Annotated in this window: 20 protein-coding genes; 4 read left to right on the top strand and 16 right to left on the bottom strand. The window is 61.7% G+C overall.

The annotated features are described in order from the left end of the window. Positions 1–26 precede the first annotated feature (26 nt). The 3 genes from ACE3OA_RS00665 to ACE3OA_RS00675 all read left to right on the top strand — a co-directional run bounded on the left by ACE3OA_RS00665 (position 27) and on the right by ACE3OA_RS00675 (position 2,653). Positions 27–674, top strand: coding sequence for a dimethylsulfonioproprionate lyase family protein (locus ACE3OA_RS00665; protein WP_374306720.1), 648 nt, complete (start codon positions 27–29; stop codon positions 672–674). A gap of 216 nt (positions 675–890) precedes the next feature. Further along, a complete protein-coding gene (denD, locus tag ACE3OA_RS00670) occupies positions 891–1,877 on the top strand; it encodes a D-erythronate dehydrogenase (protein WP_374306722.1) in 987 nt (328 codons plus the stop codon). Positions 1,878–1,900: 23 nt separating this feature from the next. Continuing rightward, positions 1,901–2,653: an SDR family oxidoreductase gene (locus tag ACE3OA_RS00675; RefSeq protein ID WP_374306724.1), complete on the top strand. Its 753-nt coding sequence runs from the start codon at positions 1,901–1,903 to the stop codon at positions 2,651–2,653. A gap of 9 nt (positions 2,654–2,662) precedes the next feature. On the opposite strand, the gene otnI is transcribed toward ACE3OA_RS00675, so the two are convergent. The 9 genes from otnI to ACE3OA_RS00720 form a co-directional block, all read right to left on the bottom strand. Further along, positions 2,663–3,430, bottom strand: coding sequence for a 2-oxo-tetronate isomerase (otnI, locus tag ACE3OA_RS00680; protein ID WP_374306726.1), 768 nt, complete (start codon positions 3,428–3,430; stop codon positions 2,663–2,665). Positions 3,431–3,530: 100 nt separating this feature from the next. Then, positions 3,531–4,166 (bottom strand): microcompartment protein, encoded by a 636-nt coding sequence (locus ACE3OA_RS00685; RefSeq protein WP_374306728.1) that lies wholly within the window; start codon positions 4,164–4,166, stop codon positions 3,531–3,533. Positions 4,167–4,305: 139 nt separating this feature from the next. Further along, a complete protein-coding gene (locus tag ACE3OA_RS00690) occupies positions 4,306–4,587 on the bottom strand; it encodes a BMC domain-containing protein (RefSeq protein ID WP_320502228.1) in 282 nt (93 codons plus the stop codon). A 29-nt stretch (positions 4,588–4,616) separates the two neighbouring features. Beyond that, complete coding sequence (locus ACE3OA_RS00695) at positions 4,617–4,874, bottom strand: EutN/CcmL family microcompartment protein (RefSeq protein ID WP_374305502.1); 258 nt, start codon at positions 4,872–4,874, stop codon at positions 4,617–4,619. Further along, positions 4,871–5,284, bottom strand: a complete 414-nt coding sequence (locus ACE3OA_RS00700; RefSeq protein ID WP_374306730.1) for a hypothetical protein — start codon at positions 5,282–5,284, stop codon at positions 4,871–4,873. The genes ACE3OA_RS00695 and ACE3OA_RS00700 overlap by 4 nt, the downstream gene beginning before the upstream one ends. 5 nt (positions 5,285–5,289) lie before the next feature. Continuing rightward, positions 5,290–5,889, bottom strand: a complete 600-nt coding sequence (locus tag ACE3OA_RS00705; RefSeq protein WP_374306732.1) for a BMC domain-containing protein — start codon at positions 5,887–5,889, stop codon at positions 5,290–5,292. Between the two features lie 18 nt (positions 5,890–5,907). Continuing rightward, positions 5,908–7,503, bottom strand: coding sequence for an aldehyde dehydrogenase family protein (locus ACE3OA_RS00710; RefSeq protein ID WP_374306734.1), 1,596 nt, complete (start codon positions 7,501–7,503; stop codon positions 5,908–5,910). Between the two features lie 13 nt (positions 7,504–7,516). Further along, the gene (locus ACE3OA_RS00715) at positions 7,517–8,806 is read right to left on the bottom strand and encodes an aspartate aminotransferase family protein (RefSeq protein WP_374306737.1); all 1,290 of its coding nucleotides are present in this window, start codon (positions 8,804–8,806) and stop codon (positions 7,517–7,519) included. 24 nt (positions 8,807–8,830) lie between these two features. After that, entirely contained in the window at positions 8,831–9,829 is a 999-nt protein-coding gene (locus ACE3OA_RS00720) for a phosphotransferase enzyme family protein (RefSeq protein WP_374306739.1), read from the bottom strand. Between the two features lie 255 nt (positions 9,830–10,084). Between ACE3OA_RS00720 and ACE3OA_RS00725 the strand changes: the two genes are divergently transcribed. Beyond that, a complete protein-coding gene (locus tag ACE3OA_RS00725) occupies positions 10,085–11,152 on the top strand; it encodes an AraC family transcriptional regulator (RefSeq protein ID WP_374306742.1) in 1,068 nt (355 codons plus the stop codon). A 105-nt stretch (positions 11,153–11,257) separates the two neighbouring features. Here the strand turns inward: ACE3OA_RS00725 and fabG are convergent, their stop codons facing one another. The 7 genes from fabG to ACE3OA_RS00760 all read right to left on the bottom strand — a co-directional run bounded on the left by fabG (position 11,258) and on the right by ACE3OA_RS00760 (position 17,764). Then, complete coding sequence (fabG, locus tag ACE3OA_RS00730; RefSeq protein WP_374306744.1) at positions 11,258–12,040, bottom strand: 3-oxoacyl-ACP reductase FabG; 783 nt, start codon at positions 12,038–12,040, stop codon at positions 11,258–11,260. A gap of 23 nt (positions 12,041–12,063) precedes the next feature. Next, positions 12,064–12,882, bottom strand: a complete 819-nt coding sequence (locus ACE3OA_RS00735) for an ABC transporter permease (RefSeq protein ID WP_374306746.1) — start codon at positions 12,880–12,882, stop codon at positions 12,064–12,066. Positions 12,883–12,885: 3 nt separating this feature from the next. Next, positions 12,886–13,740 (bottom strand): ABC transporter permease, encoded by an 855-nt coding sequence (locus ACE3OA_RS00740; RefSeq protein WP_374306748.1) that lies wholly within the window; start codon positions 13,738–13,740, stop codon positions 12,886–12,888. A gap of 13 nt (positions 13,741–13,753) precedes the next feature. Continuing rightward, on the bottom strand, positions 13,754–14,821 hold the full coding sequence (locus tag ACE3OA_RS00745) for an ABC transporter ATP-binding protein (protein ID WP_374306750.1): 1,068 nt from the start codon (positions 14,819–14,821) through the stop codon (positions 13,754–13,756). 107 nt (positions 14,822–14,928) lie between these two features. Then, positions 14,929–16,092, bottom strand: coding sequence for a PotD/PotF family extracellular solute-binding protein (locus ACE3OA_RS00750; RefSeq protein ID WP_374306752.1), 1,164 nt, complete (start codon positions 16,090–16,092; stop codon positions 14,929–14,931). A gap of 251 nt (positions 16,093–16,343) precedes the next feature. Continuing rightward, positions 16,344–17,072: a type 1 glutamine amidotransferase gene (locus ACE3OA_RS00755; protein WP_374306754.1), complete on the bottom strand. Its 729-nt coding sequence runs from the start codon at positions 17,070–17,072 to the stop codon at positions 16,344–16,346. After that, complete coding sequence (locus ACE3OA_RS00760; RefSeq protein WP_374306756.1) at positions 17,069–17,764, bottom strand: cysteine hydrolase family protein; 696 nt, start codon at positions 17,762–17,764, stop codon at positions 17,069–17,071. The genes ACE3OA_RS00755 and ACE3OA_RS00760 overlap by 4 nt, the downstream gene beginning before the upstream one ends. Between the last annotated feature and the right edge of the window lies 1 nt (position 17,765).

Raw genomic sequence — 17,765 nt, forward strand, 5'->3', positions numbered from 1 at the left:
CAGCAGTCTGCGCTATAATGCCGTACATGCAACCACTCGATCCCCTTTGGCATGAAATCGACGGCTTCCTCGCCACCCTCCCGGATGCGGAAGGCGGTGTCGCCCGTACACGCCACCGAATGGCTGAGATGGCGGGCCTGAGGAAACTGCCCGGAAACATGCCCCCGGCGCCGCCCAGATGCGGTCATTACAGCCAGGCGCTCGCGGCGGCAGAGGCCGGACCGGCCGCCGGGATAGTCCGCATCCTCGGTGGTATCGATCTTCATTGGACCAGCTACGACGCCTACGCGGCGGACACGATCGGGCCCCTTTTCCCCCGCCGCCATGCCTATACCAGCCTGATCGCGGCGGCTGATCCGGATTGGGGACAGGACTTCGACCTTGGCTTCCTGCTCATTGCGCCGGGCACGCTCTACCGCGATCATCATCACCTGGCATCTGAACTCTATGTGCCTTTGACGGGGCCCAGTTCTTGGCGCTTCGGCACCACCGCCCCATGGCAGGAGAAGGTACCGGGCGACATCGTCTGGAATCCGCCGCAGCGCGTTCACGCAACTTTGGTGCGGGATATGCCACTGCTCTGCCTGTACGCCTGGACCGAAAATGTCCACGCCCCCGCTGTGGTGGATTTCTCGGATGACTGGCAGCGGCTCGAAGCGGCTCTGATCGCATAGGCGCCATTGGCCGGACCGGTATTGCGCTCAGCTTTTTACGTGGCGGTGGTGATACTGCGGAAGTTGCTCTATCGGCGACGGAGCGTTATGTGGGAGTCGATATCCGACCGAGATTGTCCGACCGATTCTTGTTGTCGAAGGGCCAGCCGGCGCGGTCTTCTCCCCGTCGCCTTTCACCGCTTACGCGCGCCACGATAGATACGAGGTTTGAGCTCAATGCATATTCTCATCATCGGCGCCGCCGGCATGGTCGGCCGCAAGCTGACCGACCAGCTCGTCACCAACGGCGGTCTCGATGGCAAGGCGGTCGAGAAGCTGACCCTGGTGGACGTCATTCCGCCCAGCACCCCGACAGGCTTCGCCGGCACGGCAAAGGTGCTGACGGCGGATCTATCGCAGCCGGGTGAGGCGGAGAAACTGATCGCAGCGCGCCCGGACGTCATCTTCCACCTCGCCGCCATCGTCTCAGGTGAGGCGGAGGCTGATTTCGAGAAGGGCTATCGCATCAACCTCGACGGCACGCGCTATCTTTTTGAGGCGATTCGCCTGGAAGGTGTCCGCCAACCCTATCGCCCCCGTCTTGTCTTCACCTCCTCGATTGCCGTCTTCGGTGCACCCTTTGCCGAAAAAATCGACGATACGTTCCTCAGCGCGCCGCTAACCTCCTACGGCACGCAGAAGGCGATCGGGGAATTGCTGTTGTCGGACTATTCGCGGCGCGGTTTCTTCGACGGCATCGGCATCCGCCTGCCCACGATCTGCATCCGACCGGGCAAGCCCAACAAAGCCGCCTCCGGCTTCTTCTCGAACATCCTGCGTGAGCCGCTGTCGGGGCAGGAGGCAATTCTGCCGGTGGCCGAATCCGTCCGTCACTGGCACGCCAGCCCCCGCGCCGCGGTGGGCTTTCTGCTGCATGCGGCCACACTCGATCTCGAGCGCGTTGGCCCTCGGCGCAACCTCAGCCTGCCGGGTCTCTCGGCCACGGTCGGCGAGCAGATCGAGGCGCTGCGCCGCGTTGCCGGCGAAAAGGCTGTGAAACTCATCCGCCGTGAAGCCGATCCCACCATTCAGAAAATCGTCGCCGGCTGGCCCAGTGATTTCAACCCGGTTCGCGCGCTGGCTCTTGGCTTCCGTGCCGAAAGCTCGTTTGATGAGATCATCCGCGTGCATATCGAGGATGAACTGGGCGGCAAACTCGACTGAAATCCAGACCTAAGAGGATCGTCATGACCATCAAGACGGCAATTGTCACCGGGGCCGGCACGGGCGTCGGCAAGGCCATCGTCAAGGCCTTGCTTGGGCAAGGCTTCAAGGTCGCCATGGTCGGCCGCCGGCGGGACGTGATCGAAGCGGCGGCGAAAGAACTGGATCCGACCGGCACCCATACCATGACCCTTCCGGCCGATATCGGCGATCCGGTTGCGGTTGCTGGCATGTTCGATCAGGTCAAGGCGAGCTGGGGCCGGCTGGATCTGCTGGTCAACAATGCCGGCATCGGCGCCCCGGCGATCCCGCTCGAGGAATTGTCGGCCGAGCAATGGCTTGCGGTGGTGGCGGCCAATCTCAACGGGGCTTTCTTCTGCACGCAACAGGCCTTCAAGATCATGAAAGCCCAATCGCCGCGCGGTGGCCGCATTATCAACAATGGCTCGATCTCAGCCACCACCCCGCGCCCCCATTCGGCGCCTTATACGGCGACCAAGCATGCGATCACCGGGCTTACCAAATCGACGGCGCTCGACGGCAGGCCTTTTGATATCGCCTGCGGCCAGATCGATATCGGCAATGCGGCGACGGAGATGACGCGGAAGATGGCAACCGGCGTGCTGCAGGCCAATGGCTCAACGGCGATCGAGGCCACGATGGATGCCAAGCATGTCGGCGATGCTGTTGCTTATATGGCGAGCCTGCCGCTGGATGCCAATGTCCTGACCATGACGGTGATGGCGACGCAGATGCCCTTCGTCGGTCGCGGCTAGAGCCAGCCGCTAGACTCTGGCGCGCCAGCCGAGTCCAGCGAGCGTACCGGCCGCCGGCCGGTATTCGCAGCCGACAAAGCCGGCATAGCCCAGTCCGTCCAGCTCACGCAGCACGCGGAAATCGTCGAGTTCACCGCTGCCGGGCTCATGGCGCGCCGGCACAGCGGCGATCTGCACATGGCCAATGAGCGGGAATAGGCTCTTCATGCCAACCAGCACATCGCCATGCATGATCTGGCGATGATAGATGTCGAATTGCAGGCGCAGATTTGGCCGCCTGAGATCACCAATAAGCTCGGCGGCGCTATTGAAATCATTGAGGAAATAGCCCGGCATGTCGCGCTGGTTGATCGGCTCGATCAGAATATCGATGCCTTGCGGTCCTGCCTGATCGCAGGCAAAGCACAAGGCATCGGCATAGGCCGCCCGCGCATTTGGATCCTTGCGGTCGGCAATGCCGCTCATCACGTGCAACCGCTTGACGCCGGTCGCCGCCGCATAGCGCAAGGCGAGGGCGACGCTTTCGCGGAATTCATCGCGGCGCGCCGGAATCGCAGCCATGCCGCGATCACCAGCACTCCAATCGCCCGGCGGCAGGTTGAACAGGGCCTGAGCAAGCCCATTCTTCCGCAACGTTGCACCGATCGCCTCGGCCGCGTGCTCGTAAGGAAAGAGATATTCGACGGCCTCGAAACCGGCATCGCCAGCGGCCTGGAAACGGTCCATGAAGGACCATTCGTTGAACATCATGCTGAGATTGGCGGCAAGCCGGATCATGCGGAAGAACCTTCAATTCAAGGTCGATTCTCTATGTTCCGGACTATATCAAGCGCATGCCGTGGCGCAGAGTGAAATGCGCCGCGCGTCTGCAGCTGCCCTATGCCTTCCCGGATCGCCCGATCACGGCACCCAGCACTTCGTCGATGCGGTCGCGGGCACGTTCGCATTCCTTGCGTGTGCCTGAGAGGAACAATCTCCCGCTGGCGCCGATCATCTGCACATCGACGATAGTGATGCCAGGTGCGGCCTTCTCCGCTTCATTGGCGGCGACCGACGCGAAGAGGGCAGGCTCCAATTCATAGAGCAGCAGGGATTTGCCCGGCAGCAGCATCGATGCCTCGCGCGTGCGATTGAGGATGATCGCATGCTGGTCCGATACATCGTCAATGATATCGGCGTAGAGCGTCCGGGGCTTCAACTGGTCTTCCGGCCTGTGGCCGATGCCTTTGAGGATCGCCTCGCCGGCGAAATTGAGGTGATCCAGATCCGCGGCATGCAGTTCCAGGATGCCGTATTGCCGCTCGGTATAGAGCAGGCCCGGCTCCATGTCCGGCGCGGTCTTCAGTGCCAGATCGCAGATCCGGTGAATGGCCAAGGCCGGGGCCACCTCGATGATCAGGCTGTGCTCGCCCTGCATCGGCGGATAGCCGCGCGCCCGTGTCGGCGTCGACATATAGGCCGCGAACTGGCGGGCGAGATCCTTCACCAGCAGATAGACACGAAGTTCGGTCATGGAATCACCGCGGGATACCCCGTCATTGTGTTCGTCATCCCCGGGCTTGGCCCGGGGATCCACGAGTTATCATTGGCAGGCAAATTCGTGGATGCCCGCACCAAGTGCGGGCATGACGCAAATGTAGGAGTTCAACCCCTTACTTCCCGCTGGCAGTCGAGAAATGCTTGCCGAGGTCAGGATGCGGGCGCGGGATGACATGGACGGAGACCAGTGTGCCGACGCTGCTCGCAGCTTCCGCACCGGCCTCGGTCGCGGCCTTCACGGCGCCGACATCGCCATTGATGATAACGGCGACGAGGCCGTCACCCACCTCTTCGCGGCCGACCACGGTCACGTTGGCGGCCTTCACCATGGCATCGGCCGCGGCCAGGGCCGCGACGAAACCCTTGGTCTCGATCATTCCGATAGCGTTCGACATGGTTCTCTCCTTGCTTTCAACAGAGTTGGTTATTTCGATTTGGATTTCGACGTCTCATCGAGTGAGCCGATGATGAGCGCGTCGATGGGAATCTTGCCGCCGCCCAGCCAGGAGGCGGCGGTGGAACCGGTGACGATAAGGACATCCTCGCCCTCGCCGCAGCCCAGCACGTCAAAGGCGATCATGCGGCCGCCGCCCGGGCTTTCCACTTCCAGGAACGCCCCCGAGGGGATGTGCTCGATTTTCTTGGTGGCCCAATACCGGCCCACGACCCGACCGCGAATCATTGCCCGATCCTTTCGACACTGATGTTGCGCGCCTTGGCCTTGTCTCGGGCCAAGGGGGTGATGCTGACGCCCGGTCCCAGCAGCAGGCGCGAGACAGTCTTGCCGAGCTTGGCGATGGTGCCTTCCGTGACGACGCCCTTGTCGACGCGGTGGCTTTGCCCGGACGGCGATGCCACCGTTGGCGCGGACGAGCTCGCCAGATGGAACGGATGCCGCCCGGCCTGAATGGCGGCGCGCACCTGCGGATCTTCTGCAAGGCGCAGCACGTCTTTGGCAAAGGTCGCGAGATCGGCATCGCTGGCGATGCGCACGGAGGACGTCGCGGCGGCGGGCGACTTGCCCGATTTCATCGCCTTAACTTCCTCGGCGATGACATCGCGGATCAGGTTGCGGATGAGGCTCTTGTCCATCTGGCTCATCCTTGCAAGGCGGCCAGCGCCGCTTCGGCGCCCATGCGCACATTGGATTCTTCGCCGGAGAGGTAGACCCGGCCGGTGGCGCCGAACATGCGATAGTCGATCACTTTGATATCCGCCGTTTTTTCAGCTTCGTTGGTCGCCAGGATGGCGTAGGAAGCGGGCTGCATCTCGAGGACGAAGAGCGATTCGCCGGGCAGGATCATCGAACCGGATTTGTTGCGGTTGATAAGAAAAGCGTGGCCGTTGTCGATTCGGGTCACGATCTTGGAAGCGAGGATCTGCGGCTTCATCGCCTGTTCGGTTCGCGCATCGAGCTCTTCCAGCACGGCCTCGGCGGCCGACTTTACGGCGGCCGTCGAACGTGAATGGAATTCGAGATAGCCGAACTGGCGTTCCACTACCAGCATGCCGCCGCTTACTTCCGCATGTTTGAGGGCGGTGTCGGTCAACGCCTCGATATCGAGCCCGGGGGCCACCTCGATGATCTGGGCGGCCATATGCGTGCGCGGCAGCCGCCCGCGCATGCCGCTTGCCATATAGCAAAGCGTCTGCGGCTGCAGCTGGTCGATGAAGATGAAGGAACGCAGATCGGCCATGATGTCAGTGTTGCCTTCTCATGACCGGAGCGCCCCGCGCAGTTCCTCAAGCACCATGCGCCGGATTTCTTCGCGCAGGATGGCGACCTCGTCGGTTGATCCGCTATTGGAAAGGGGCAAAGGCAGGGGATCCTGCGCCGCATCGGCCCCTTCCTGCAGGCGGCCCAGCGAAATCGGCGCTTCCAGACCCAGCGCCAGGGCGGGGCCGCCGGCATTGGCGTTGAGCCCACTGAAATCGCCGAATACTTCCTTGGGGTCGTCGTTATAGGCGATCCGCGTCCAGTTGATGAGGTGCTGCGGCCCCACATTTTCGCCGATCGAGGAGGAGCCGAAGAAGCCGGTGCCGATGGTGAAGGCCGGCGCCAGATGCGTGCCGTAGCCGGCGGCACCCAGGCTGCAAGGCACGTTGACGGCGACACGCAGCGCCTTCACCGCCGCGCCATATTTCAGGATGGTTGGAGCATGGCGGCTGTGGATGGCGGCGGAATGGCCGGCGCCGGACAGGCGGATGAGGGCGCGGGCCTGGGTAATGCCGGCATCGGCATGCGGTACCCGCAGGAAGCCCAGCACGGGACAGAGTTTTTCCTTGGAAAGCGGTTCGTCGATCCCGCCCCGGTCGATCTCCACGATGATGATCTGTGTATTCGAGGGGAGGCGAATGCCGGCCTGCGCGCCGATCTCGACTGCGGACTTGCCCAGCACAGCCGTGTTGAACGAGCCCAGGCCGAACAACAATTCGCGCAAGGCCACGACTTCCTCGGGTTTCGCGATATAGGCGCCCGCCGATTTCAGGGATTGCAGCAGCCGGTCGGCAATACTTTCGACCGCAACGACGACGCTTTCATTCGTGCAAAGGATCGAGTTGTCGAAGGCCTTCGACATCACAATGCGCTTGGCGGCCTCGCCCAAATCGGCACTGTCGTCAACCAGGACCGGGGCATTGCCGGGACCGACACCGATCGCCGGATTGCCGGAACTGTAGGCCGAGCGCACCATGGGTGTGCCACCGGTCGCCAGAATGACGCCAACGCGGGGGCTCTTCATCACATAGTCGATCAGCGGCAGGCTCGGCTGCTCAATGACCTGAATGATGCCGGTGGGTGCGCCGGCCTGCTCAGCGGCTTCGGCCATCAGTTTGGCAGCCTTCACCGAACAGCCCTTCGCCATCGGGTGCGGCGACAGGATGATGGCGTTGCGGGTGAAGAGCGCCATCAGCACCTTGTAATAGACACTGCAGACGGGGTTGGTGGAGGGAGTCAGGGCGAAGATGACACCGGCCGGTTTGGGCAGTTCCACCATCTTCAACTCGGCCTTGATCTTGGCCGAGCAGAAATCCTCTTTCGAATAGAGATCGAAGAGCCCGCGCGAGGTCAGTTCGTTCTTGATCTTCTTATGGGCGGCAACGCCGAAACCGGTTTCCTTGACTGCTGCTTCGGCGAGTTCCCCGGCATGGGCATAGGCGATATCGGCGGCGGCGCGCGCGATCTTCTCGACCTTGGCCCGGTCGAAGCGCGCAAAGGCCGCTGCAGCCCATTCCGCCATCTGCAGCATCAGGTCGGCGGTACCGGTGGCGCGTTTGTCGCCGGCGAGGATTTCTTCAATGATGGCGGTCATATCGCAGCGCTCCTCACGCGGCCCGGTGGGTGCTGCGGCCCTTGCCCATGCATTCGGCATAGGCGAGGCCGATGCTGCGCTCGACCCGCTCCAGCACCTCGGCGCAGAGATCGGCGGTCATCAATACGCCGGGCTTGAATTGCAGCACGCGCGGGTCGAGCGTCGAGAAGATCGCCCAGACGCCGTTTTCATAGAGATGCTTCATTACCGGCTTGGCACCCTCGGGGAAATCGAATTCCAGCCCCATCACCACACCACATTGGCGCAAGCCCACGAAGAAGCTGGGATAGAGCCGCATGATCTCGTGAAGGCCGTTGCGGAAGGTCTCGGATATATAGTTGACCATCGGCTTCACCATCGGGCGCTCGAGGATCTCGAGCGTCTTCATGGCGACCAGGCAGCCGAGTTCAGCACCACCCATGGTCGACATATGGGCAAAGCCATCCTGCTTCAGCCAGCCGGCATAGGGTTCGCGCACCACGACACAGGCGATGGGGTACATGCCGCCGGAAATGCCCTTGCCGGTCACCATGATGTCCGGCTGGATGCCATAGCGCTGATAGCCCCACATCTCGCCGCAGCGCATCAGGCCCGTCTGGACCTCATCGGCGACATAGAGCGCGCCGTAACGCTCGCACAGCTTCTTCACTTCCGTGAGATAGCCTGGCAGCGGCATCGGAAAGCCGTAGGTCGCCGGAATCGTCTCCATGATCAGGCAGGCGACATCCTTGCCCTTCAAGGCGTCTTCCATAGCATTCAGATCATTGAACGGCACATGGACGAAATCTTCCGGTTGGTCGGACAAGAATATTTTTTTGAAGCGGTCGGCACCGGCGGCGACGGCGAGGCCGGTATGGCCGTGATAGGCATTGATGATTGAAACGATCTTGCGCCGCTGCGTCGCATGGCGCGCGGTCTTCAGGGCGATGTCGATGGCTTCGGCGCCGCCCGAGGCATACATGGTATAGTGCATGTCGCCGCCGCAGATGCGCGCCAGCCGCTCGGCCAGGGCCGTGCGCCCCATATTGGGAAAGTGGTGATTGCCCATATCGAAGCGCTGCATGCCGCGATTGAGCACTTCAATCAATTCCGGATGCCGATGGCCGATATTGTAGGTGCCGCCATTCAAATGCAGGTCGATGAGGCGTCGCCCATCCATGTCCCACAGCAGATAGCCCTCGCGCCGGTCGATCACCAGGTCGACGCCCATATCCTGCCAGGCCTGGGTCTTGCCTGGATTCCAGAATTGCTTCGACTTGGCGATGAACTCGCGCTTCTCGGGACTCTCTGGGTATTCGACCATCGGTAACTCCTGACCCGTCGGGGTTCAGCTGTATTGGCTTAGATATCGTTCGGCGAGTTCGCAGGTGCCGGTGCTGTAGCCGGGACCTTCGGTGCGGGCGAGATCCGTTTCGGCATGACTACCCATCCAGGCAAAGAGCGTCATGCGGCGCATCAGGATGAAGGTCCACAATTCGTCATCATCCGCCTTCGAAAGCGCGCGCTGGCGGCGATAGCCTTCCTTCCAGGCTTCCATCAGCTCCGGCACATCAGCGCGGTCCTCGAAGAAACTCACCGCCGTCGCGGCGTCATAGAGAAACCAGCCGAGGCCGCAATCGTCGAAATCGATGACGCGCACATCGCCATTGTGAACCAGCAAATTGGCAAGGCGGAAATCAGCGTGGATAAGCCCGTAACGGTTACGGGCCTCGCCAAAGGCCGCGAGCCGCTTCTCCATCAGATCCACCGCACGCTGCAGCAGCCGGACGCGGTCCGGCGTGCAATCCGGCCCGTCCTGCCAGGCGCCCCAATTGGCGGTCTTTCCCAACGAATGCTCAAAATCCCAGGAAAGGCGCTCGAAATAAGGGGGGCGCGTCCAGGTCTCGCTGTGATTGTGGCAGCGCGCTGTTACCTCGCCCAATTGACGGAAGGGCGGAATGAGATTGTCCTGCGGGGGCTCGATCCCGTCGATGAATTCGAACAGCACGCAATTGCGCGGTGTGGCGAGGGCCGGATGCGCCACGGTCTGGATATCGGTCCCGTCGACGCCGGGAATGGCCTGCGGCGTCTTCACGCCGGCTTGCGATTGCAGGGCGCGCATCCAGGCAAGCTCGCTGCGGATGCCGTCGACGCTGTGATAGCCTTCCCGATGCACGCGCAGGATGACGGGCCGCGTGGCACCCTGCGGCGTCACGCGATAGGTCCAGTTTTCGGAATGATTGATGAGCTTCATTTCGGCCCCACCCAATCCCCAGCGGGGCAAGGCGGTGGCGGCCAGCTCGTCGATCGCGCGCAACAATTGTTCTGTCGTGAGCATACCGCTCATATATTTCCGTGCTCCCAGATGGTGGTCAGGCTCTTCACCCAGGATCGTTAACTAAAGTCCGGGCATGCCGCATGGCAGCAGCAGGCGCATTTCCATCCGAGTGCAGGCTAGGGTGCCGGCGCCAAGCCCGGCTTGACCCCAGACGGGGCGATCTTGACAGCTGATCAGCTTTGCACCCTTGAAGCCGCGCCATGCGCCATGCAATCATCGACACCATCCACAGTCTGGTGTGTGACGTTTAGCCGGAGATTTCCGATGGCTGCCGCTTTGCTGGATCACAAGACCGAGACGCGCGAAAGCGGAGCACCGATCGTGCTTGCCGCGGCGGCCACCGGCTTGGTGGATTTCATCGAGCGCCAGCGGGGTGATGTGGATTCGATCTTCGGCAATTCCGGCATTGCGCCGGACATGGCCGGATCGCCGACCCTGAAGCTGAAGCTCGCTTCCTATTGCCGCCTCTTCGAACAGGCAGCCAAGCAGATCCAGGGCGACAAGTTCAGCCCGGGCAATTTCGGCCTGCATTTCGGCCAGCAGTTCCAGCCGCGCGACCTCGGCATGTGGGGGTATGCGGCGATCTCATCCCCAAATCTGGGGGCAGCGCTCGAAAATCTGGTGCGGCTCTTCCACTACCACCAGGAATCCTCAGGGATGCAGCTGGTGAAGGGCACCGACGGGCTGATGCGGCTCGAATACCAGATCTTTTCTTCGGAGATCGTCGAGCGCCGCCAGGATGCGGAACTCTCGCTCGGCATGTTCGCCAATGTCATCCGCGATTGCTGCGGGTCGAAATGGGCGCCGGTCGAGGTGCATTTCGAGCATCCGCGGCCGGAATTCTGGAAAGAGCACGAGGCGGCCTTCGATGCCCCGGTCTATTTCAGCCAGCCGACCAATGCCCTGCTGTTCCGCCCCGAACTCCTCGAGCGGTCGATGCCGGGCCGCGATTTACAGCTTCTGACCATGATGCAGACCTGCCTCGAATCTCTGGGTTCGCACCGGCAGGGGACCGACGGCATGGTCGACCGGGTCAAGACGGCTATCCGCGTGAGCCTGCCCGGTGGCTATCCGAGCCTTGAGCAGATTGCCCATTCTCTGCGCGTGCCGGCCGCCGTTGTGCAGCGGGAACTCGCTGAACAGGGCCTCACCTACAAGGATGCGGTTGAAACGACACGGCAGAGCCTTGCCCAGATGTATCTCGACCAGCGCCAGCTACCGCTGACCGAGATCGCCCTGCTGCTCGGCTATTCGGAACTCTCGGCTTTTACCCGTGCCTTCACCCGCTGGACGGGTGTGAGCCCCCGCGCCTATCGGAAGCAGGGGCATTGACGCGCCGTTCATAGACCCGTCATGCCCGGGCTTGCTTCGAGCACCCACTCTTCCTCGCAATCGGTGGATCCCCGGGTCTTCGCCCGGGGATGACGAACGGAAGAGCTACATCTGCGACAGGGCGTCCTGGCTCTCGGGGAGGATCTGACCGCCATCGACGATGATCGTCTGTCCGGTGATATAGCCGGCCTCGCGCGAGGCGAGGAAGAGGGCGGCATGGCCGATATCCTCGACATTGCCGAGCTTGCCCATCGGCACCGCGGCGGCCATGCCCTTCATGTAATCCTCGCCAAGCTCGATCAGGCCTTCAGTCATCACATTGCCCGGCAGCACGGCGTTGACCGTGATTCCGTATTTGGCGACTTCCATGCAGGCCGTGCGCATGAAGCCCAATTGACCGGCCTTGGTGGCGCCGTAATGGGTCCAGCCGGGAAAGCCAGTGACCGGCCCGGTGATGGAGGAGGTGATGACGATGCGTCCCTCGCCGGATTTCTTGAGATAGGGGATGCAGGCCTTTACTGAAAGAAACGTACCCTTGAGATTGGTCGCCTGCACCTCGTCCCAGGTTTCCGGGGACATATCCTCGATCTTCACCTGCGGGAAGACACCGGCATTGGCGCAGAGCACGTCGACGCCGCCATAGCGATCCGCCGCCGCTTTGGCCATCTTCTCCATGTCGGCAAGCTTGGTGACGTCGGCCGAAAATCCGCTCGCCGTCCAGCCGGCATCGGTGAAATCCTTCGCCGTCGCTTCCGCCGATTTGAGGTCGCGTCCCACCACCAGCACCTTGGCGCCGTGGCGCGCGAAGACGCGGGCGATGCCCTTGCCGATGCCCTTGCTGGCGCCGGTGACGATGACGGATTTCCCCTGGATCGATTGCCCCAACATGGCGCGTTTCCTCCGTTTTTTCTTCAATTCTCCGCTGGCGCGGTGGCCCGGCGCCGGCGCAGGATCAGGATGATGGCATAGCCGGCAAGCAGCAGGGTCGCCGCACCGAAGGTCGAAACGGTACCGAGTACCGGCACGCCCGGCGTATAGCCGGCAACCATCTTGGCATAGAGATATTCTGGGATCGTCGTATCGGCGCCGGTCGTATAGAGCGACAGCGGAAAATTGCCCCAGGAAAGCAGGAAAGCAAAAAGCGCCCCGGAGAAGATGCCGGGGAAGAGCACCGGCAAGGTCACTTCGCGGAATACCTGCCAGCGCGTGGCGCCGAGATCGAAAGCCGCTTCTTCGAGTGCCGGGTCGAAGGAATAGACCTGGATCGAGATGACCAGCGTGCAAACCGGGATGATCCAGACGAGATGCGCAAAGACCGCCGTCTGCCACGACATGGTGAGGCCCAGGGCGTTGAACCAGAGCAGCAGCGCCAACCCTAAGACTGATTGCGGGAAGAAGATCGGCAGCAGCACGATCTTCTGATAGATCGACCGGCCCTTCCAGTCATAGCGTGCAAAGGCCAGCGCCCCGAACAGGGCGATGACGACCGCGATCACCGTGACGCACAGCGCAATCGAGATCGAGGTCTTGAAGAGCTGATGGATTTCCAGCGAGTCGAATGTCTTCTGCCACCACGCGACCCCCCATTTGTTGATGGGGAAGATGAAATAGCGGCTGGAGGTGAGCGAGGCGAGCAACAGGCAGAGCCCCGGCAGATACATGAAGACGACGATTGCCGCCGTCCAGGCCCAGATCAGCGACGTCCGCCAGCGGGGGGTAAGACCATCCATCGTCTATCTCCGCCCCAGAATGGCATCGAGGTCGAAGCGGCGCAGCACGAACAGCACCATACTGCCCACCACCAGCATGAGCAGGACGGCAAGGGCGGCACCCAGCGGCCAGTTCTGCGCATAGGTGAAGGCGATCTCGATATCATGGCTGATCGGGATGATCTGCTGCCCCCCCAGCACCTTGGCTTCGGCAATGGCACCCACCGCCAGCACGAAGGAGAGGAGGAAGCCGATCATGATGCCCGGCATGGAAAGCGGCAGTTCCACTTCCTTGAACACCTGCCAGCGCGTGGCGCCGAGATCGAAGGCGGCGTCCCGCGTCTGGTCCGGCACCATCGAGACGCCGAGCGTCATCGGGAACAGCATGAACGGCAGATACACATAAACCATGCCGAAGACGATGATGCCGCTGGTGAAAAGCCAGCTTTCCGGCTCGATGCCGAACCAGGCCTTGAGAGTGCCCAGCAGCACGCCGTTCTTGATGAAGAACAGGACCCAGCCATAGAGGCGGACATTTTCCGAGACGAATAGCGGAATGGTGAAGAGCAGCGTCACTAGTGTCGAATATTTGCCGAAGACCCGCGCCAAGCCATAGGCGATCGGATAGCAGATGAGGGCCAGGATCAGCACCGTGACGGCGGCAAGACCCAGCGACCAGAGGAAGGAGAGGTAGCTCGTCGAATTGAAGATCTCGATGTAATTCTCGAGGCTCCAGCTCTGCCAGATCGAAAAGGTGCGCGCCGGCGTGAAACTGAAGCCGATGACGGCCGCCAAGGGAGCCGCAAAGCCGATGAGCAGGAACAGGATCAGCGGCAGCGCATGCCGCGTGCCCGGTCCGAATATCTTGAGGAGGGTCATGGCGGGGCCCCGCTCAATCCGTCACCAGGATGCCGTCCTTGGCATCCCAGCCGATGAGCACCTGGTCGTCGAGCTTGCCGCCGAACTGCTGCTGGCGCAGCTTCTCGACGATGAAGACATGCTCGCCCACGCGCACCTGGTATTGAATGCGCGAACCCAGCACATATTCGTTATAAAGGCGGCCTTCCAGGCAGTTCTGCGCCTCGGCGCGATGACTGAGGAAGCGCAGCGATTCCGGACGCACCACCAGATGACCATTGGTGAATCCCGCCGGAACCGCCTGGCTGACGAAATCCACCTCGAATTCCGCGGCACGGACGCCGCTGGCGCCGTTTGCCGTCACGGCCATGACGTTCACATCGCCGATGAATTCAGAGACGAATTTGGTTTCCGGCGCGCTGTAGATCTGCTGTGGCGAGCCGACCTGGACCAATTGCCCGGCGCGCATGACGCCGATGCGGTCGCTCATCACCATCGCCTCTTCCAAGCTGTGGGTGATGTAGATGAAGGTCTTGCCGGTTTCGCGGTGGATGTCCTTCAGTTCTTTTTCCAGCGTTTTCCGCAGCTTGTAGTCGATGGCCGATAAGGGTTCGTCGAAGAACAGGATGTCCGGGTCATAGGCCAGCGCGCGAGCAAGCGCCACGCGCTGCCTTTCGCCGCCGGAGCATTTGGTCACACTCTTGTCGTAGTAGTTTTCCGGCAGGCGCAGCTGCGCCATCAGCTGCAAGGCCCGCGCCCTGCGCTTATCGGGTGCCACACCCTTGATCTTCTGGGAAAATTCGATGTTCTGCCCGACGGTACGATGCGGGAAGAGAGCCAGCGACTGGAACACCATGCAGGTCGGCCGCTTGTTGGCGGGCAGATCGTTGATGCGGGCGCCCCGCAGCAGAATATCGCCGCCCGTGGCGCTCTCCATGCCGGTCAGCATACGCAGCAGGGTCGTCTTGCCGCTGCCCGACGGGCCGACGATGGTGAAAAATTCGCCCTCGGAGATGTCGAGACTGATTCCTTTGACAGCCGTGAAATTGCCGAAGGTCTTGGTCAGATTGCGCAATTGCAGAATGGGCGGTCGGCCGTTCATGGTCCTTGGGAATCCGGATCGTGATGAAATGGAGGAGGATCAAGACGGGATCGCCCGGCATGGTGCGCACCGGGCGATCCAACGTCTTGGCGGAAGCAACCGATCGATCAGCCGCCCGAAGCCTCGCGCTTGGCGGCGGTCATGATGTCGAGCAGCTTGTCGTAATCAGGCACGATGTCATATTCGACCGAACGCGCCATTTCCTCTTCCAGACTGTCATACTGGATGGCATCCAGCTCTTCCTTGGTGAAAAGGCTGAAGCAATCCGGATTGCCCATCTGGGCCACCGGGTTGAACGTCCCTTCGGCGAAGGCCACCGTATGGGCGACTTTCGGGTCCTGAACATATTCGAGGAACTGCACGGCAAGCGGCGAGATGTCGGGATTGTTGACCACCGAGGTGATCTCGATCCAGGAAATGCCGCCCTTGCCGCCGGCGAGCGGCCCCTTTTTCGGCGTGATGGCGCGGATATTGCCGGCACCATCGGCGCGAGCCGGCGAGGCGGAATAGGTGCCGCCGGTCATGTGGAAGTCGATCTCGCCCGAGACGAGAGCCTGGTTCATGGTGGCGATATCGCCCACCACCTTGGCACCCTTGAAGACACGCTTGGCGGTTTCCGTGAATTTGGCCACTTCTTCCGGGGTGTGTTCGCGGAAGGGATCGAAGCCGGCGATGCAGCACAGGTTGAACACATTCCAATCGTCGGATTCGAGCACGCCGTATTTGCCGGCATTGCCCGCATCGTTCCACAGATCCCAGCCCTGATCCTCGGCGGTGGCGCGGCTTACCTTGTCGGTGTTGACGACGAAGCTGTAGGGGCCATAGCGCTGCGCCATGCCGATGAGCTGTTCGCCGCTGTCATCCATCGCCCAGGCATAAGGTGGCTTGAAGGCCGGGGCCATCTTCGCGAAATAGGGCTCCATCTTGGCACGGTCGAGCGGCTGGATCAGCTTCTCCGGGAACATGATCTTGCGCGCCCAGGGATTGTTGACGTTGATCAGGTCCCACACATTGGTTTCGCCGGCACGCAGGCGGTTGATCATGGTGGGGTCGTTGGTGAGCGATTCCGCCTTCACCGTGGCGCCGCTGGATTCGCGGAACGGATCCAACACCTGGGCTGAGTTATAGCCTTCCCAACACAGGATATTGAGTTCCTTGGAGCGATCGGCGTAAGCCGAGCGCAGGCCCGCCACACCGCTGGTGGCGAAGGCCGCGGCCATCAGGGCCGAATTCTGCATGAAGTTGCGACGTGATTGCTTGAAGCTGCTCATCTGTCCCTCTCCGTTGGCCGGTCGTTCAACGCCGGCGCCGCTTCCCTGTTGACCAAGCTGGAACACCGGTCCGCAAAACCAGGCCGGGCCCATCGAATGTGGTGTGCTCATTCTGTCGCTTGCTTGCCGCAAGTCGTCTTAAAGTCGGTCACGCTAGGGACGATAGGTTGCCCCTACCACCCGGTCTTGACATTTAGGCTGTTAATCTTGACAGCCTTGATTGCCCAACGCCCTGATTGTCAGCGGTAGTCTCAGCTTAACGCCAACCAATTCCGCGTGAGCGTATTGCAGGCGCGAACATAATCGCCGAAATGAACCTCGAACTGTCGGTCGAGATCGGTCAGCAATCTTGGCTCATCCCGGCAGAAATCGGCGCCGAACATGCGGATCCAATCGCGCACGATGTCGATCGTCACCTCGACATGGAATTGCACGCCATAAGTCTTGGCGCCGACGCGGAAAGCCTGGATGGCGCAGGCGCCGCCGGTCATCAGTGGCACGGCGCCGGGCGTATTGCGCGTCGCTTCGTAGTGATTTTCAAAGACGGTGACCGGCTCGGCAAAGTCCCGGAACAGCGGATCGCTGCGCCCCTCCGGCGTCAACGTCAATTGATAGAAACCGGATTCCAGTTTTCCCATGCGATAGATCTCGCCGCCGAAGGCATGGGCGATGATCTGGGCGCCCAGGCAAACGCCGAGCACGGGCCGCTCGGCCGCCGTGAAAGCCCGGATAAGGGCCATGGTCTCGGTGAGGAAGGGATAGAGATGCTCATCCTTGGCGCTCATCGGCCCGCCGAGCACGATCAGACCGGCATAGTTGGCAGGACCTTGGGGCAAACCTGGGTAATCCATCGGGGAATAGGTGGCAAAGCGAGCCACCGGGAAGACCGCGTCATAATGGACGCCTTGCGCGATCAGCGCCTGGCCGAGAATGCCCGGCGGGGCCACCAGTTCCGGAACAATGATCAGGATGCGCTTCATGAGAGTTTCATCATGGTCTTGAGTTCATCAGTAGTCATGACATGGCAGTAGATCATGTTGATGATCGCCAACTCCTGATCATGCAGTAAATCGGAGCCGGCGGCGCAGCAATCCTCGACCACCACGACCTGGAAGCTTTCATCGGCGAGGCTCCGCACGGTCGAGGAGACGCATTGGTCGGTGAAGATGCCGGCGCAGATGACGTTCCTGATGCCCAGATTGTGCAGGATCAGGCGTAGATTGGTGCCGGTGAGTGCGCTGTCGGTTGTCTTGGTGACGACAATCTCGTCGCCTTGAGGCGCCAGTTGCGGCACCAGCTGCGACGCATGCTCGTCCTTGGGCAGCAGCAGATTGTTCCAGCCCGGCATCTTCTGGCTCAACGACCGGTCGCGGCCGTCCTTGGTCTGGCAGGCAATGCGCGCGAACAGGCATTCGATGCCGTTCTTGCGCGCCAGGCGCAGCAGTTCCGCCGTGCGCGGGATGACCATGCCGTTCATGCGATCATGAAACGGTGTCCAGGCATCGTAATGCGCCTGGCCGGCGGCATCGAGCGTGGCTCGCTCCGGCCGTTCCAGATAGGTGTTCTGCACGTCGATAACCAGCAGCGCCGTCTCCGCCGGCTTGAAGTGGAGATCGTCCGGTTCAGGGGCGCCCTGGTAATAAAAGGATCGGTGTCGCGTCTTCCAACTCATG

The organism is Dongia sp., assembly GCF_041906375.1.
Classification (GTDB): Bacteria; Pseudomonadota; Alphaproteobacteria; order Dongiales; family Dongiaceae; genus Dongia.

Coding starts and splice junctions, on each gene's coding strand:
- ACE3OA_RS00740 (WP_374306748.1), bottom strand. CDS start 13,740: ATGACCCTCCTCAAGATATTCGGACCGGGCACGCGGCATGCGCTGCCG.
- ACE3OA_RS00755 (WP_374306754.1), bottom strand. CDS start 17,072: ATGAAGCGCATCCTGATCATTGTTCCGGAACTGGTGGCCCCGCCGGGC.
- ACE3OA_RS00695 (WP_374305502.1), bottom strand. CDS start 4,874: ATGATTCGCGGTCGGGTCGTGGGCCGGTATTGGGCCACCAAGAAAATC.
- ACE3OA_RS00725 (WP_374306742.1), top strand. CDS start 10,085: ATGGCTGCCGCTTTGCTGGATCACAAGACCGAGACGCGCGAAAGCGGA.
- denD (WP_374306722.1), top strand. CDS start 891: ATGCATATTCTCATCATCGGCGCCGCCGGCATGGTCGGCCGCAAGCTG.
- ACE3OA_RS00675 (WP_374306724.1), top strand. CDS start 1,901: ATGACCATCAAGACGGCAATTGTCACCGGGGCCGGCACGGGCGTCGGC.
- ACE3OA_RS00745 (WP_374306750.1), bottom strand. CDS start 14,821: ATGAACGGCCGACCGCCCATTCTGCAATTGCGCAATCTGACCAAGACC.
- ACE3OA_RS00690 (WP_320502228.1), bottom strand. CDS start 4,587: ATGTCGAACGCTATCGGAATGATCGAGACCAAGGGTTTCGTCGCGGCC.
- ACE3OA_RS00760 (WP_374306756.1), bottom strand. CDS start 17,764: ATGAGTTGGAAGACGCGACACCGATCCTTTTATTACCAGGGCGCCCCT.
- ACE3OA_RS00705 (WP_374306732.1), bottom strand. CDS start 5,889: ATGGCCGATCTGCGTTCCTTCATCTTCATCGACCAGCTGCAGCCGCAG.
- ACE3OA_RS00735 (WP_374306746.1), bottom strand. CDS start 12,882: ATGGATGGTCTTACCCCCCGCTGGCGGACGTCGCTGATCTGGGCCTGG.
- ACE3OA_RS00700 (WP_374306730.1), bottom strand. CDS start 5,284: ATGGACAAGAGCCTCATCCGCAACCTGATCCGCGATGTCATCGCCGAG.
- ACE3OA_RS00685 (WP_374306728.1), bottom strand. CDS start 4,166: ATGACCGAACTTCGTGTCTATCTGCTGGTGAAGGATCTCGCCCGCCAG.
- fabG (WP_374306744.1), bottom strand. CDS start 12,040: ATGTTGGGGCAATCGATCCAGGGGAAATCCGTCATCGTCACCGGCGCC.
- ACE3OA_RS00750 (WP_374306752.1), bottom strand. CDS start 16,092: ATGAGCAGCTTCAAGCAATCACGTCGCAACTTCATGCAGAATTCGGCC.
- ACE3OA_RS00715 (WP_374306737.1), bottom strand. CDS start 8,806: ATGGTCGAATACCCAGAGAGTCCCGAGAAGCGCGAGTTCATCGCCAAG.
- ACE3OA_RS00710 (WP_374306734.1), bottom strand. CDS start 7,503: ATGACCGCCATCATTGAAGAAATCCTCGCCGGCGACAAACGCGCCACC.
- otnI (WP_374306726.1), bottom strand. CDS start 3,430: ATGATCCGGCTTGCCGCCAATCTCAGCATGATGTTCAACGAATGGTCC.
- ACE3OA_RS00720 (WP_374306739.1), bottom strand. CDS start 9,829: ATGAGCGGTATGCTCACGACAGAACAATTGTTGCGCGCGATCGACGAG.
- ACE3OA_RS00665 (WP_374306720.1), top strand. CDS start 27: ATGCAACCACTCGATCCCCTTTGGCATGAAATCGACGGCTTCCTCGCC.